Origin of the sequence: Gordonia gummivorans, from assembly GCF_022513585.1 — a bacterium.
Lineage (GTDB): Bacteria > Actinomycetota > Actinomycetes > Mycobacteriales > Mycobacteriaceae > Gordonia.
The window spans coordinates 19,884-35,711 of the sequence record NZ_JAKWBF010000003.1; the positions used below are offsets into that span (position 1 = coordinate 19,884).

General features: G+C 66.1%; 9 protein-coding genes and 1 pseudogene. All 10 read left to right on the forward strand.

The window, feature by feature from the left end:
- Positions 1–46 precede the first annotated feature (46 nt).
- The 10 genes and pseudogenes from MKW15_RS03110 to MKW15_RS03155 all read left to right on the forward strand — a co-directional run bounded on the left by MKW15_RS03110 (position 47) and on the right by MKW15_RS03155 (position 15,808).
- Positions 47–661 carry a GNAT family N-acetyltransferase gene (locus MKW15_RS03110; RefSeq protein ID WP_308221008.1) on the forward strand — a complete coding sequence of 205 codons (615 nt, stop codon included), beginning with the start codon at positions 47–49 and terminating at the stop codon, positions 659–661.
- On the forward strand, positions 658–2,481 hold the full coding sequence (locus tag MKW15_RS03115) for an IucA/IucC family protein (protein ID WP_240856098.1): 1,824 nt from the start codon (positions 658–660) through the stop codon (positions 2,479–2,481). Before MKW15_RS03110 ends, MKW15_RS03115 begins: the two co-directional genes overlap by 4 nt.
- The gene (locus tag MKW15_RS03120) at positions 2,471–4,006 is read left to right on the forward strand and encodes a pyridoxal phosphate-dependent decarboxylase family protein (protein WP_240856101.1); all 1,536 of its coding nucleotides are present in this window, start codon (positions 2,471–2,473) and stop codon (positions 4,004–4,006) included. Before MKW15_RS03115 ends, MKW15_RS03120 begins: the two co-directional genes overlap by 11 nt.
- Positions 3,999–5,426 (forward strand): lysine N(6)-hydroxylase/L-ornithine N(5)-oxygenase family protein, encoded by a 1,428-nt coding sequence (locus MKW15_RS03125; RefSeq protein WP_240856103.1) that lies wholly within the window; start codon positions 3,999–4,001, stop codon positions 5,424–5,426. Before MKW15_RS03120 ends, MKW15_RS03125 begins: the two co-directional genes overlap by 8 nt.
- 1 nt (position 5,427) lies before the next feature.
- Entirely contained in the window at positions 5,428–8,943 is a 3,516-nt protein-coding gene (locus MKW15_RS03130; protein ID WP_240856105.1) for an amino acid adenylation domain-containing protein, read from the forward strand.
- The gene (locus tag MKW15_RS03135) at positions 8,943–10,388 is read left to right on the forward strand and encodes a condensation domain-containing protein (RefSeq protein ID WP_240856108.1); all 1,446 of its coding nucleotides are present in this window, start codon (positions 8,943–8,945) and stop codon (positions 10,386–10,388) included. Before MKW15_RS03130 ends, MKW15_RS03135 begins: the two co-directional genes overlap by 1 nt.
- On the forward strand, positions 10,385–12,724 hold the full coding sequence (locus tag MKW15_RS03140) for a penicillin acylase family protein (protein WP_240856109.1): 2,340 nt from the start codon (positions 10,385–10,387) through the stop codon (positions 12,722–12,724). The genes MKW15_RS03135 and MKW15_RS03140 overlap by 4 nt, the downstream gene beginning before the upstream one ends.
- Positions 12,721–14,208, forward strand: a complete 1,488-nt coding sequence (locus tag MKW15_RS03145; protein ID WP_240856111.1) for a condensation domain-containing protein — start codon at positions 12,721–12,723, stop codon at positions 14,206–14,208. Before MKW15_RS03140 ends, MKW15_RS03145 begins: the two co-directional genes overlap by 4 nt.
- An 11-nt stretch (positions 14,209–14,219) precedes the next feature.
- Positions 14,220–14,489 (forward strand): annotated as a pseudogene (locus MKW15_RS03150) (acyl carrier protein); the annotation flags it as partial.
- A complete protein-coding gene (locus MKW15_RS03155) occupies positions 14,486–15,808 on the forward strand; it encodes a wax ester/triacylglycerol synthase domain-containing protein (RefSeq protein ID WP_240856119.1) in 1,323 nt (440 codons plus the stop codon). The pseudogene MKW15_RS03150 and the gene MKW15_RS03155, both read left to right, overlap by 4 nt.
- Positions 15,809–15,828: the final 20 nt, after the last annotated feature.

The following is a 15,828-nucleotide window of genomic DNA, read 5'->3' on the forward strand; positions in this document are numbered from 1 at the left end:
CGAACTCAAGACGTAAGCACGAATCGCGAATGAAGTGGGTACCGCAATGACCTCACCCTTGACGTCAACTTACCGCCTCGACTCGTTGCGGATCGATCCGCAACGAGATGGCGCCACCGTGCACCAATGGCTCGTGCATCCGAAGGCGAAGTATTGGGACATGTTGGACAGCACGGAGACTCAGGTTCGCGACTTCCTCGCCGACAACATTGCCGAGGCCGGCGACAGCGATTACGGACTCCGGATCGGGTATTGCGACGATGCCCCCGAATTCATGTTCGAGCTCTACGACCCACTCACCAGCGACCTCGCGGCGCCGGGCACCGGATATGTGCACACCGAAGGTGACATCGGGATGCACCTGCTCGTCGCCCACTCCGACCGGCAGCTGTCCGGTTTCACCGGAAATGTGATGCTCTTCATCATGCGCACGGCCTTTTTCGAGGTCGGTGCCGCCCGGGTCGTCGTCGAACCCGATGTCCGCAACACCGCGGTGCAGAACCTCAACGCCGCGGTCGGCTTCCGCGTCGACGGCGACTACCCGGTTGCCGACAAGATCGCCCGCCTGAGTTATTGCACGCGTGAGGATTTCATCACAGTCACCGACAACGGCCGGACGATCGGATCGGCCGCGGCCGGCGAACAAGAGGTTGCACGTTGACCAGTTCACCCGCGCTCGCCACTCGGGGGTTGCGCGACGTCTACGACCGTCGCATCGCGAAGAAGATACTGGCGGAGTTCTGCCACGAGCAGGCCCTGTCGCCCGTCGAGGACTCCGCCGGTCGCTTCGTCGTGACGTCCGACGACCGGCAGACGCTCTACACCTTTGCCGCCGAGGTGCTGGCCCTCGACAACTGGGCGATCGACGAGGCGTCGATTCGACGGGTTCGCGACGGTGTCGAACTTCCCCTTCGCGCTGTCGAATTGATTGTGGATGTCCATGAGACACTGGGCATTCCGACCGAGTCGCTGCCCGAGTACATCGAAGAACTCATCAATACGGTCGCCATCAGCGCGCACCGTTCCGACTCCCGGCGCGTCGCCGCGGCTGCGCTGGCGGTGGCGGATTTCCAGACCGTCGAGCGCACCCTCACCGAGGGACACCCGTGCATCGTCGCGAATGCCGGCCGGCTCGGGTTCAGCTCCGACGACGTCGAGCGCTATGCCCCCGAGTCTGCTCGCCCATTCCGACTGACGTGGGTGGCCGTCTGGCGCGATCACTGCGACTTCGCGTCGATGAGTGGGCTCGAGTACATGACGCTCATGCGCGAGGAACTCGGCGACCGGACCCTCGAACGCTTCAGCGACACCCTTGCCGACCTCGGACTCGACCCCGACGACTACTGCTACCTGCCGGTCCACCCGTGGCAGTGGATCGAGAAGATCAGCAAGCTCTACGGTCCCGACATCGCCGACCGCAAGCTGGTGCGACTCGGTGAAGGACCGGATCTCTACCAACCTCAGCAGTCGATTCGCAGCTTGTTCAACATCTCCAATCCCACCCGGCACTACATCAAACTCTCGCTCTCCATTGTCAATATGGGATTCACGCGAGGAATGTCGGCCGACTACATGCGCACCACCCCGCTGATCAACGAGTGGGTCCGCAAGCAGGTTCAGGACGACGAGTACCTCGCGTCCCTCGGCTTCCAGCTGCTCTACGAGGTGGCCGCCATCGGCTACCGCAACCCGACATTCAACGCGATCACGCAGCCGGGTTCGGAGTACCGAAAGTTCTTCTCGGCGCTGTGGCGGGAGAGTCCGGTCCCGCTGACGACCGGGGACGAGCAGCTCATGAGCATGGCTGCGTTGCTTCACGTCGATCACCACGGCGATCCCTTTGTCGCCGCGCTCGTCGAACGGTCCGGACTGAGCGCCGACGAGTGGGTACGTCGATACCTGCGGACCTACCTGCATCCGATCACCTACCTGCTCTACCGCCACGAGCTGAAGTTCTCTCCGCATGGCGAGAACCTGATCCTGGTGATCGACTCCGGCGTTCCGGTGCGCGCCATCCTCAAGGACATCGGCGAGGAGGTCAGCATCTTCGCCGAGCCCGACGACCTACCCGAATCGTGCCGGCGGGCCCTCACCGAGGAACCCGACGAGATTCGTAACCTGGGCATTCTCTCAGACGTGTTCGACGACTTCCTACGTCCCCTGGCTGCCATCGTGCATTCGGCGGGGCTGGTGTCCGACCGGGATTTCTGGGAGTTGGTCGGGGACAGCATCCGCGAATTCATCTCGCAGCAACCGGATCTCGCCGATCGCTTCGCGAAGTGGGATCTGTTCGCGCCGACCTTCGGCGCGGTTCACATGAACGGGCTGCAGCTGGCGAACAACCGACGCATGGTGAACGTGGGGCACTCCTACGCGTCGCTGGTCGCCACCGACCACAAGCTGCTCAACCCCATCGCGCTACCCGCGCGCTCCGAAATAGTCTCTTCTACATCTCATCTGGGGGATCACCTTGCCACATGACCACAACACCTCATGGGGCGGAGCACGATTCGCCCGCCCCGGAAGCGGTTGGACCGATGTCAGCGGCGGCCTCGCGCAACTGGCGGACGCCGTCGAGAACCATCATCATCGTGCGCCACTCCCTCCCGGAGCACCAGAAGAGACGCTGGCCTCGGTTTCGAATTCTCTTGGTCCGGAACAGATTCCCGAGAACGGCGTCGGCGAGTCACGTGCCCTGCAGCACGTGGCCGAACTGATCGCCCGCTACGGGCTCGATCTCACCCACGAACTGACCGCGGCTCATCTGCAGCCACCGCCACTCACGGTGTCGGTGGTCGCCGATGCGCTCGCCAGCGCGTCGAACGCCTCGTTGGACACCTACGACTCGGGGCCTGCGACGCTGGCGATCGAGCAGTGGACGATCGCTGCCCTGGCGCGCCTCGCCGGTTTCCCCGACACCGCGGGCGGGGTCTTCGGTCCCGGCGGCTCGTATTCGAACCTGCTCGCGATGCTCATCGCGCGCGACCACACCGCCGCACAGGTCGGCATCGACACCCGGCAACACGGCGTCGCCACCCTCACGCGTCCGCTCGTGTTCTGCTCACGGGTGGCGCATTTCTCCATCAATCGGGCCTGCGCCACCCTGGGTCTCGGTGAATCCGCGGTGATCCCCGTCGAGGTCGACGAACACCACCGGATGATCCCGGCCGCCCTCGAACGCGCACTGCTCGAGAACGCCGGCACCCCCATCGCGATCGTGGCCACCGCCGGTACCACCGATTTCGGCACCGTCGATCCGCTTCCGCAGATCGCCGACATCGCCGAACGCCACCAGGTGTGGCTGCATGTCGACGCGGCCTACGGGTTCGGGTCGCTGTTCTCCGACAATCTCGCTCGACTCGTCCGCGGCATCGACCGTGCCGACTCGATCACCCTCGACCTGCACAAGATCGGCTGGCAGCCGGCGGCGGCCAGCATCCTGCTGCTCGCCGACGAGGGCGAGTTCGCCTCGCTGAACCGAAATGTGGCCTACCTCAACCCCACCGACGATGTCGAGGCGGGTTTCGGTGGGATGCTGGGCCAGACCCTGCAGACCACCCGGCGACCGGATGTCCTCAAGGTCACCGCCACGTTCCTGGCCTATGGCCGAACGGAATTGGGCCGGATGCTCGACACCTGCCACCAACTCGCCCGCCATGCCGAACAGCGCATCGTCACCGAGCTCCAGCTCGAACTGGTCGCACCCGCCACCCTGACGACCGTCGTGTTCCGCTACCGCTGCGAGCAGCTCGACAAGGTCAACGCCGAGCTCCGTCGCCGCCTGATCAGCAGTGGCAAGGCACTCATCGGACGCACCCGCGTACAGATCGGCGGCAGCGAGGAACCGCAGACCTGCCTCAAGCTCACTCTGCTCAACCCCACCGCACGCGAGTCCGACATCGACGATCTCTTCGACGAACTCCTGCGCATGGCATTGGAAGTGGAGTCCGAGCTGGCCGAGGGCTCAAAGCACAACAGCGAGAACATGGTGAAAGTTCATGAGTGACCAACAAACAGTGGACGTCCTGGCGATCGGTTGCGGCCCGTTCAACCTGAGCCTGGCCGCAATGGCGTCCACCGTCGACGACATCGATGTCCTCGCAGTGGACTCGGTTCCCGAGTTCCGCTGGCATCCGGGAATGATGTTCGACGACGCCACCCTGCAGGTGAGCTTCCTGTCCGACCTCGTCTCGCTGGTGGACCCGACACACCCGTTGTCGTTCCTGGCCTACCTCGCCGACGTCGACCGGCTCTATCCGTTCCTGGTGCGGGAGGACTTCTTTCCCACCCGACGCGAGTACGAGGCGTACCTGCTGTGGGCCATCGACAAGCTCTCCTCGTCCATCCGCTTCGGCACCACCGTCGACGAGGTCCACTGGGATGACCACGCAGAGCACTTCCGCGTGACGCTCACCTCCGGTGGTGTGCAGTCGGAGCTGATCGCCAAGCACGTGGTGATCGGCGTCGGTACCGAGCCGGCAGTGCCGGCGGCCCTCGCGTCGAACTCCCCTGCCGTGGTGCACAGTTCGAGCTATCTCCAACACCAGCCAACCGCCCTCGAGGCGGGCGCGGTGACCGTGATCGGTTCGGGCCAGTCGGGCGCGGAGATCGTCGTCGACCTGCTCGAGGCCAATCTGCGCGGCGGACCGGCGGTCCGATGGTGGACTCGCACACCGTGGTTCGCACCGCTGGACTTCACCAAGCTGTCCCTGGAGATGACCACCCCGGCGTACATGGACTACTTCCACTCGCTGCCGGAGGGCACCCGCGATCGCGTGCGTGGCGGTCACTGGCAGTTCCACAAGGGAATCTCGACCGACACCCTCGACCGCTTGCACGACCTGCTCTACCGCAGGCAACTCTTCGACGGTCTCGCACCCGTCCAGCTGCGCAACGGCGTCGAGATCGAAGGGCTGGACGCGCTCGACGACGGCCGGGTTCGAGTGCGGGCACGGCATCGTGACACCGAGACAGCTCTGGCACACACCGCGGACCTGGTGATCACGGCCACCGGCTACCGGTACCGCGAGCAGCCGTTCCTCGTGGCCATCCAAGACCGCCTGCGCCGTGATTCGCTGGGCCGCTTGGTCATTGCCAACAACCATGCGGTGTCGTCGGACCCGGCACTGGCCGATCGGCTCTTCGTGGCTAACGCCGAGGAGCACGCCCATGGCGTGTCGGCACCCAACCTGGACATCGGTGCGGTGCGCAATGCGCGCATCCTGAACACCGTCGCCGGCCGCGAAGTGTACCGCCTGCCCAAGCACACGGCGTTCACCAGTTTCGGTGTCACCGGAACCGACGCAGAAGATGTAGTACCAGAAGCCGCTGTGCCAGAAGACAAGACATCCATCGACGACTTTCTCGCGAACTCGCCCACGGCGAGTTCCAACACCCAATTGACAGCTCTCGGACTTGAGGAGTGACGTGATTTCCAAGGACCAGATTCGTGCCGACGTCGCAGCTTTGCTCGACGTTGCACCGGAGACAATTGCCGACAACGACGACTTGGTGCGTCACGGACTGCATTCGCTGCTGGTGATGAAACTGACGAACGCCTGGCGTCGCCAGGGCCACCTGATCCAGGCGTCTGCGCTCACGCTCGACCCGACCATCGAGGCATGGGCACGTCTGTTGGGCGCCGACACCGTCGATTCCGCCCCGGCCACGGAAGCTCCCGCGAAGCCGGCCGAGCGGACGCCCGACGTCGCGGTGGCCGACCCCGCCGCCGAAGATCCCGATGCAGAAGAGTTCGGTTTGGCCACAATGCAGCACGCCTACTGGGTGGGCCGCCAGGACGGCCAGGCCCTCGGCGGTGTGGCTGCCCACCTCTTCGCCGAGTTCGACGGTCAGTTCCTCGACGCCGGGCGCCTCGAACGCGCCGTCGCGGCGGTCGTCGCGCGGCACGACATGCTCCGCGCCGCTTTCGACGACGCCGGCCAGCAGCGAATCCTCGCCCAGCCGCCGCGACCGGTGTTCAGTGTCGTCGATCTCCGCGACGCCGACGCAAGCGAGGTCGAGGCCGGTCTCGAGAGCACCCGGCACCGGATGAGTCACCAGTTGCTGGATGTCTCCGAAGGCAGCGTCGTCGAATTCGTGCTGACCCTGCTGCCCGACGGCCGCCACCGCCTGCATCTGGACGTGGACATGCTCGCCGCGGACGCCATGAGCTACCGACGCGTCCTGGACGATCTGGCCACCGCCTACGAGTCCGACGCCACGCTGCCGCCCATCGGATACACCTTCCGGGAGTATCTGGCGCAGTTCCCCGAGCAGATCGTGCCCGCGGAGTACGAGGCGGCTCGCGAGTGGTGGGCGCGCAAGGCTCCGACTCTGCCCGAAACCCCTACCCTGCCGACCATTCCCGAGGCACAACGCGCCGACCCGCTGCGGAGCGTGCGCTACCACCACCAGTTGAACGCGACCCAGAAGGACCGTCTCTACTCCGTCGCCTACGACAACGGTGTCACTCCCGCAGTCACTTTCGCGGCGGTGTTCGGCGAGGTCATCGCGCGGTGGTCCACGCACCAGCGATTCCTGCTCAACGTTCCCCTGTTCAATCGGGAGCCGCTGCACGACAACATCGATCAGGTGGTCGGTGACTTCACCAACTCGGTGCTGATCGACAGCGACGCGAGCGAGACCGAGTCGATGGTCGACCGTGCCCGTCGCCTGCAGAAGGAATTGCACAACTGCGCCGCCCACGCCACCTACGAGGGCCTCGACGTCCTCCGCGACCTGGGCCGGATTCGCGGCTCCGCGGTCACACCGTCGCTGGTCTTCACCTCCGGCCTCGGCTTCGGCGAGTTGTTCTCCGACCGCGTTCGACGTCTGTTCGGCGAGCCCGTGTGGATTCTGTCGCAGGGCCCGCAGGTCGATCTCGACGCACAGGTCGTCGAACTCGACGGTGGCCTGCTGGTCAACTGGGATGTCCGTCGCGACGCACTTCCCGAGGGCGTCATGGAGTCGATGTTCGCCGAATTCCAGCGCATCCTCGACGATTTGGTGGCGCCGGATTCCGACTGGAACCAGCTGCTGGCGATCGAACTCCCCGATGGCCAGCGGACCACACGGGATCGCGTGCAGTCGACCGAGGCCACCTCGACCCCGCGCAGCCTGCACGGCGCGTTCTTCGATCACGCTGCCCGCGCTGCCGAGCGCACCGCGCTGGTGACCGCGCAGGGCCAGGAGCTGAGCTACGGCGACGTCGCCGGTCAGGCACTCTCGGTGGCCCGCTCACTGACGGACGCCGGCGTCGGAGCAGGCGACACCGTCGCACTGATCCTCCCCAAGGGACACCGTCAGGTGATCGGCGTGCTCGGTGTGCTGGCGGCCGGCGCGACATACCTGCCGATCGCGCTCGATCAGCCGTCCGCTCGCCGCGACCAGATCCTTTCCCGCGGTGCGGTGACGGCCGTGATCTGCGACGCCGCAGGTGATCTGCCCGCAGGGGTCGCAGTCCTCGGCTTCGACGAGGCAACCTCGGGGCCGCGCGCCGACGCCGCGATCGTCGCCGGACCCGACGAACTGGCCTACGTGCTGTTCACCTCGGGTTCCACCGGTGAGCCCAAGGGTGTCGAGGTGAGCCACCGCGCGGCGGCCAACACCGTCGACGCCATCGCCGCCGAGTTCGGCCTCACCGCCGACGATCGCACGATCGGACTGTCGGCGTTGGAGTTCGACCTGTCGGTGTTCGACATCTTCAGCCCGCTGTCCCTCGGTGGCGCGCTGGTGTGCATCGCGTCGGAGGAGACGCGCGACGCCGATTCGTGGGCAGCAGCCATTGCCGCGCACAAGGTCTCGGTTCTCAACGCCGCGCCGGGCCTCATCGGGATGCTGCTGGACGCCGCGAGCGCCGAGCAGTTGCAGTCTCTGCGCGTGATCATCACCGGCGGCGACCGGGTGGATGCCGATCTCGCCCGTCGGGCCCGGTCCGCGGTTTCCGGACTGCGCTTCGCCGGACTCGGCGGAACCACCGAGACCGCCATCCATTCCACGGTTTACGAGGTCGGCGACGACTTCCCCGCCGACTGGACCACGGTTCCCTACGGCCGCCCGATGGGTGGCGTCGCATGCCGCGTCGTCAACGAGCGCGGCGAGGATGCACCCGACTGGGTCACCGGTGAATTGTGGATCGGCGGAACGAGTGTCGCGGACGGCTACCGGGGTGACCCGGACCGCACCGCCGACCGGTTCGTGACGGTCGACGACCTCCGCTGGTACCGCACCGGCGATCTCGCCCGCTACCTGCCGGACGGCACCATCCAGTTCCTCGGCCGAGCCGACCACCAGGTGAAGATCCGCGGGTACCGCGTGGAACTCGGCGAGGTCGAGGCCGCCGCGCGCACCCTGCCGGGTGTCGGAGAGGCAGTCGCAGCCGTCGTCGCCGGCCGCCTGAGCCTCGCCATCACCGCGCCGTCCTCGGGCGCTGTCGCAGACGAGGATGCGGTGACCGCAGGGCTGCGGGATCTGCTGCCGGACTACATGGTTCCGGCCATCGTCCACGTTCTCGATCAGGCCCCGCTGACCACCAACGGCAAGCTCGACCGCAAGGCCATCCGGGCGCTGCTCGAGCGTGAGGTCGCCGGCGTGAATCCCGACGGATACGTCGCGCCGGCGAATGCCGTGGAAGCTGCGGTCGCCTACATCGCCGAACAGGTCCTCGGGGTGCAGGAACTCGGTGTCACCACCGACTTCTTCGACGCCGGAGCCAACTCGATCCTGGCCACCTCGTTCGTGGCGAACGTCCGCGGCCTCCTCGCGGTCGAGGGCGTCGGCATCACGGCCGTGTTCAGTGCACGCACCGTGCGCGGATTCGCCGAATTGCTCGCCGGCCGGGAGCAGGTGCCCGGTCAGCTCGATCAGGTTGCGCGAATCCTGCTGGAAGTCACCGGTATTCCGGTCCCCGAAGACTCGGCCGAGTTGGCGGGGGTTGCCGACTGATGCCGTCTTTGGAAGAACTCCAGGCGCTCATGCGCTCCCGGCTCACCGCCGTCGGCATCAGTGTCGACGGCGGGGTGCCGACCCGGCGCAATCACGACCGGGCCGCGCAGTCCTTCAGTCAGCGCATCGTCTGGGCCCACCAGCAGCGCGTTCCCGACAGCACCGCCAACAACATCTGTCTCGCGTTCACCTTCACCGGTGTGGTCGACGAGACGGCTCTGCGTCGGGCGCTGCTCGGCGTCGTCGAACGTCACGAGATCCTGCGGACCACGTATCACACCGATGACGACGGCTCGTACTATCAGCAGATCCACACCGATCTCCCGATCCGGGTGCAGACGCTCGATCTCGACGACGCACCGGCGTCCACGGAACGGCTGAGCGAACTCATCGCCGAGGCCGCGACGGAACCCTTTGACCTGGCCGGCGAGTCGTCGATCCGGCTGACCTTTGTTCGGCTGACCGCCGACGCCGACGGGCAACCTCGGTTGGCGGTGGTGATCGCGATGCAGCACATCATCTGGGATGGGATGACCTTGCCCGCGATGGCTCGCGACGTCGAGCGGTTCTACGCCCAAGCGATCGCCAACCCCGATGGGGCACTTGAAATCCCACCACTGTCCCCACAGGTGGCCGACTTCGCCGAATGGGAACAGGACCGGTTTGCAGCCGACGACCACGCCAGCGACACCGCGTTCTGGGAAGACCAGTTCCGCGACATCAGCACCACTGTGCTCCCCTACGACCGTCGTCCCGAGAGTGTGTCCGAGCGCAGCGCCCGCATGGACCGGCAGCTGAGCGATCACGCGGAATCCGTTCTGCGATCGCTGAGTTCGGAACTACGAGTGCCACCCTTCTCGGTGTTCCTGGCCGTGTACTACCTGGCATTGCGCCGGATCACCGGACAGCGTGACATCTTGATCGGAACCACCGTCGCCAACCGCGAGGAAGTCGGCATGGAGGCGCTGATCGGCAATTTCAGCAACTCGATCGCGCTGCGAATCGGCACCGACGGTGCCGCTTTCGCGGATCTGGTCGCCGACGTCCGCGCCGTCACGGACTCGGCCTTCGGTCACCGCACCTTCCCGTTCGAACATCTGGTGGAGGTTGCCCGCCGGATCACCGGCGATCCGCAGGCGCAGCCGTTCGACACCCTGGTGCTCTTCATCGACCAGGAGTTGCAAGGTCCGCAACTCCCGGGAGTGTCGTCGACGTGGGAGCTTGCCCACAAAGGTCGCGCGCTGCTGCCGCTCGCGGTGGAGACGTTCATGCATGCCGACCGCACCGAGGTCCAGATCTCCTACCAGATCGACCTTTTCGAGCCCAGCACGGTGGAGCGAATCCACGACAACATCGAGCAGGTGCTCTCCGACGCGACCGCCGATCGCCCCCTATCCGATCTCCTGCCCGCCGACCTCGTGACGTCCGGTGGTGTGCAGGTGTGACCGAACCGATCGTGACCGGCGAGATCGAGGTCATCCGCGATGCCCACGGCATCCCACACATCAAGGCGGACAGCGCATACGGCGCGCTGTACGGTCAGGGCTACGTCACCGGCGTCGACCGCGCTTGGCAGGTCGAGTTCCTGCGTCTGCGCGGCGAGGGACGCACAGCCGAGGTCTTGGGTCCCGACGCCCTCGGCTGGGACGAGTTCGTCCGCCGCGCCCAGGTCGACCGCGTAGCCCGACGGATCTACGAGGCGTCGTCCCCGCGCACGCAAGACCTCCTGCGCGCCTACGCCGAAGGCGTCAGCGCCGGCTTGCTGAACGAGGACACGACGTCGATCGAGCTCACCGAGCTGGGGCATCGACCCACACCATGGCATCCGTGGTCGCCGATCTCGGTGTTCATCGTGCAGCACATCATGTTCGGACGGTTCACCACCAAACTCTTCCGCCTCCACGCCTGCCGGGCGCTCGGCTCGGTCGCGCTGGACTTCTTCGACAGCGAGGGTTTGGACAAGTCGGATCTGCACGTACCCGAGCATCCGTCCGACGACTTCATCGCCGACATGCTCGACCTGGTGTCCGATCGACCCGCGGAGGCGGTCGGGGGTGACGTCTTCCCCCTCGACGACGCCATCATCGGCAGCAACGCGTGGGGAGTCGCCGGCAGCCGCACCGCCGACGGTTCTCCGCTCATTGCCGGTGATCCCCACCGGTTCGTCGAGATCCCCGGGATCTACCAGCAATGCCACCTCAGCTGTCCCGAGTTCGACGTCGTCGGATTCGCATTCGCCGGGGTTCCCGGTGTCCCACATTTCGCGCACACCCGCAGTGCTGCTTGGGGAATCACCAACGCGATGGCCGACTATCAGGACGTCTTTGTCGAGCAACTCGGCCGCGACGGCGCACACGTCGTGGCACGGACATCGGAAGGCACCGAGCCGGTGTCGAGCCGCACGGAACAGATCTCGGTCCGCGATGGCGACCCGGTGGACGTCGAGGTCATCGAGACCCGCAACGGCTCGGTTCTCTTCGGTGGCGCCGACACGCAATGGGCCATCAGCCTGCGCACGCCGATGATGAGTGACGCCGAGGCCACCTTCGACGCAGTGGTCGACCTGCTGTTCGCCCAGACCGTCGCCGACGTCGAAGAGGCACTGACCAGTTGGGTGGAGCCCGCGAATCGCATCGTCATCGCGGACACGAGTGGACGACTGACCAACCACGCCGTGGGGATGGTTCCGCAGCGCGCTCCGGAGAACTACTGGCTTCCGGTTCCCGGTTGGGACGAGCGGTACCGATGGACCGGATACGCACCGGCCTCGGTCACCCTGTCCTCGGTTGCGGGAGAGGACTTCACGGGCGAGGTGACCGCCGTGTCCGTCATCGCCAACCAACGCATCGACAGCACACCGCCTCTGCAAGCCCTCACCACAGAATGCGCCTCGCCGGCACGGGCCGACCGGATCGGCTCTCTGTTGGCGGACACACCTGTTGTGTCGGCAGAGGATTGCCGACGCATCCAGGGCGATGTCGACAACCGATCGGCCGGCGTCGTCCTAGACCTGCTCACGCCGCTGACCGGCCTGAGTGCGGCCGCCGAGGATCTTCGACGCCGAATCCTCGGCTGGGACAGCGCGATGCACGCCGACAGTGTGCAGGCATACCTGTTCGCCGAGATCCGCACCCGGCTGGTGGCGGCGATCGCCGCCACCCCCGCTCTCGCCGGTCTCGCAGCGCCGCATCCCTTCCCGCGCTGGCTGGACCCATGGTTCTTCGCCGCGACACGCATCGGTGCGGGCTTCTCGTCGGTGGTCGAGCTCTCCGACGCCGTCGGTGTGGACATCCACACACTCGCTTCCGAGGTACTGGAATCGGTGGCCGCCGATACTGCTGCAGCAGAGAGAATTCCGACGTGGGGCGAGGTTCACGTCCTCATCCCGTTCCACCTCTTGGACTTTGCCGGCGTGACCGCCAACCACCCCGAACTGTCCCCACGGGTACGACCGGAACCACTGCCCCTCGGTGGCGACGCCGAGTGCGTGTTCGCCAACGCCAGCGCGGTCGGATTCGCACACGTGTGCCGTCAGGGACCTGTGGCCCGCTACATATGGGATGTCGCAGACCGCGACGCCGACCAGTGGATCGTCCCGTCCGGAGCCGCCGGGGACGCGCAATCACCGCACTTCTCCGATCAGGGGCCGATGTGGGCCCGTGGCGAGCTGATCAGCGTCGTCAGTGATTGGTCAGCGCTCCGCGAGGAGGCAACAACCCGGGAGGTAGTGCGTCCCGCCCTCCCCGAGACCAACGTAGTTCTATCCCAAGGAGAATCGTGAACATCCTGAGCGACGCGCAGCGTGAACTCATGCGAAAGAGGCTTGCCGACGCCGGAATCGCCGCCGACGAAGCAGCTCTCGGCACCACGACACCGGAAGCCACACCGCTCCCGACGGACGGCACTCTCGCCACCGCCGAACGGCGTATGTGGAAGATCTACGAACTCGAACCCGGTTCGGACGCCCACAACTTCGCGGTGCTTCTCGAGTTCGGTCCCACATACTCGATCGACACGGTCGTCGCCTCGATGCAACGCCTCGTCGACACCTCGTCGGTGCTCGGTTCGGTCATCGAGGTCGGCGACGACGGCGCCCCGCGCCGCAAGGCGACCACCTGGGAAGGGCGCTGGGTTGTTCCCGGCGAGATCTGGGAGTGGGGCACCACCGACGCGACCTCGAGTCAGACGCAACGTCCGCAGACACATGACGCCGTTCTCGCCGCTGCCGCCGAGCTCGCCAAGCAGCCGTTCGACCTGCGTCGCGAGGCACCCGGCCGCGCACGGATCTACAAGCACGACAACGGGTTGTCGATGATTCTCGTGCTGCACCACCTCGCCGGCGACGAGACCATCCTCCCGCCGGTTATCGGCATTCTCGTGTCCGACGATCCCGAAGCCGGACTCCCGCCGGCGCCCGCCGGCGATCCGTCGGCGCGACCGGAGTCCCTGGTCGGCGCTGCCGTCGACCATGCACGCGCAACCTGGGCCGCCGAGGGTATCCGTTACCCGATCTCCGGCGCGCTGCCGCAGACGAGTCCCGAGGACAGCTGGTTCTCGGTGCTCGGCGAGGGTCCGGGCCGGTTGATCAGCCAGCCGATCGACAGCGACGACGTTGCGGCACTCGAGCGGTTCGCGCGGGAGTCGGGCGCGACATCGAACGCGATGCTCATCGTGGTGTGCGCACTGACCGTCTTCGCGCTGACCGATGCGTCGGACTTCAATCTTCTTGTCCCAGCCGATAACCGGCGGCCGGAGGAGACGATCGATCGCGTCGGGTACAGCGGCAACGTGGTGCCGATGCGCTTCACCTTCGACCCGACCACCCGCGCCGACGAGGCGGTACGCGCCGCGGTCTCGACCGTGTACTCCGCGATGGAGTACTCGTCTGTCGACTACGGCACGATCCTCACCGCGCTGCGCAACAGTGGCGGCCGCTTCCCGGTCGCCGAGGTGATGGCCCTGGCCAAGAACGCCCCGCTGCGCGGTGTCCCCACCCCAGACGGCGCCGAAGTGAGCTGCGAGACGATCTTCAAGGACATCGTGCACTATCCCCTGTCTTTGGCCTTCGAGACCGGCGAGAACGACGATGTGCACCTCGAAATCGAGTACCGCACCGACGTCCTCGGCGAGGACGTCGCACGACGCGCCGCTCAGGTCGCCTCCGCACTCGTCGCCGACCTTCCGAAGAAGTCGCACCTGTCACTGCGAGATCTGTTGACACAGAGTGCGAATGTCAGTGTTGTTCAGGCTGCCGCACGGCAGTAGCAAAGGAGTTACACATGTCCGATTCGATTCACGAGGCGCTGCAGAGCATCCTCGAAGAAGACCTCGACCTCTCGCTCGGTGATGTCACCGAGTCGTCCCTGCTCATCGACGATCTCGGCCTGGACTCGGTGGCGTTCGCCATTGGTGTCGTGGCCATCGAAGAACGTCTCGACGTCGCATTGACCGAGCGTGAGATCTACGAATGCAAAACGGTCGGCGATCTCGAGAACGCGATCCGCGCCAAGATGGGCAGCACGACGATGAGCGGTGCGTCACAATGAGTTCGGCAACAGTTCGGCCCGCTCGCTCCGCTCCCGGCGCCGTTGTCTCCACCGCCCCGGCCGTGACCGACTTCGGTCCGACCGACTTCACCTACCTGCACACCGACACCGATAGTCGCCACGGACACTGGGCGATGGCGCTCGAATTCGAGCCCGGCGACCCGGCGTTGACGCTCGACGCAGTGCGAGCCCGCGTGCGCGAGCGTGTCTCGCTGTTCGATCTGTTCCGGATCGGTGTGCGCGAGGGTCGCGAGCTCGAGCCGGAGATCGTCCTGCACGACGACGTCGATGTCGATCGGCACGTCACCGAGGATCGGTTCACCGACCGCGGCGATCTGTACCGACGGATCGCGGCTCTGCTCGAACAGCCTCTGCCACGGCCGGATCCGTTCTGGAGCGTCACGCTTCTGACCTCGTCGGAGACCGGGGATCAGGTGATCCTGCTGAAGGTCCACCACAGTCTCTCCGACGGGATCGCCGGTGCGGCCTTTGCCGGACTGCTGGCCGATGTCAAGGACGGGGACTTCTCCGAGTTCGAGCGTTTCGCCACGAGCCCGCGCTTCCGCACGGGGCCGATCGATCCGGACCTCTTGCACTCCTCCCGCGTCGCCTTCGAGAAGCAGTGGATGGACGGCGAGGCCGGCCGCGACTGGCCTGCACTGACAGAATCCGGGAAGCGGGAGATCGCGCTATATCGCGCGTCGACCCGCACGCTGCGTCGGGCCGCCAAGGCGCACGATGCGTCGGTGCACGAGTTCCTCCTCGGCGCGATCGCCAAAACCCTGAGCGTCGCGGCGCCGAATGGCGAAGGGCCGCAATCCGAGAGCATCCGGGTCACACTCCCGGTCACGCTCGACCAGTCCTTCCGGCACACCGGCAACGCGGTCGCGATCTCGCTGCTCAACCTGCTCGGTTCGGAGTCCGACCTGAATCGTCACATCGATCGGGCGCGTGCCGAACTCGCGATCGTCGAATCGTCGCGTATGGAGTTGGCGCTGGTCGCCAACGATCAGGAACCGGCTCCGCCATGGGCGGAGATGCGGGAGATCGTCGCCGCGTCGATGGACCGCATGAGTCCCGACATCCACATCGGCATCAACCCCGGATTCACCCGGGTCCGGTCGGCTTTGGGGCGCAAGATCGCCGCCCTGACACCGCTGTCGCCGTTGGTCGGTTATTCGTTCTCGGTGACGTGCCTGATCCTTGGTGGCACAACCACCTTCGGTATCGTCACCGATCCCGCGGCGCTGCCGGGTTACGCGGCACGCTTCATCGAAGCGTTCGACGCGGTCATAGCGGAGGCAACACCCGCGCAGTGAGTCTTGCTGCATCGAGATCT

Excerpts from the sequence above, each read along its gene's own strand:
- MKW15_RS03110 (WP_308221008.1), top strand. The coding sequence starts at position 47 with ATGACCTCACCCTTGACGTCAACTTACCGCCTCGACTCGTTGCGGATC.
- MKW15_RS03125 (WP_240856103.1), top strand. The coding sequence starts at position 3,999 with ATGAGTGACCAACAAACAGTGGACGTCCTGGCGATCGGTTGCGGCCCG.
- MKW15_RS03135 (WP_240856108.1), top strand. The coding sequence starts at position 8,943 with ATGCCGTCTTTGGAAGAACTCCAGGCGCTCATGCGCTCCCGGCTCACC.
- MKW15_RS03155 (WP_240856119.1), top strand. The coding sequence starts at position 14,486 with ATGAGTTCGGCAACAGTTCGGCCCGCTCGCTCCGCTCCCGGCGCCGTT.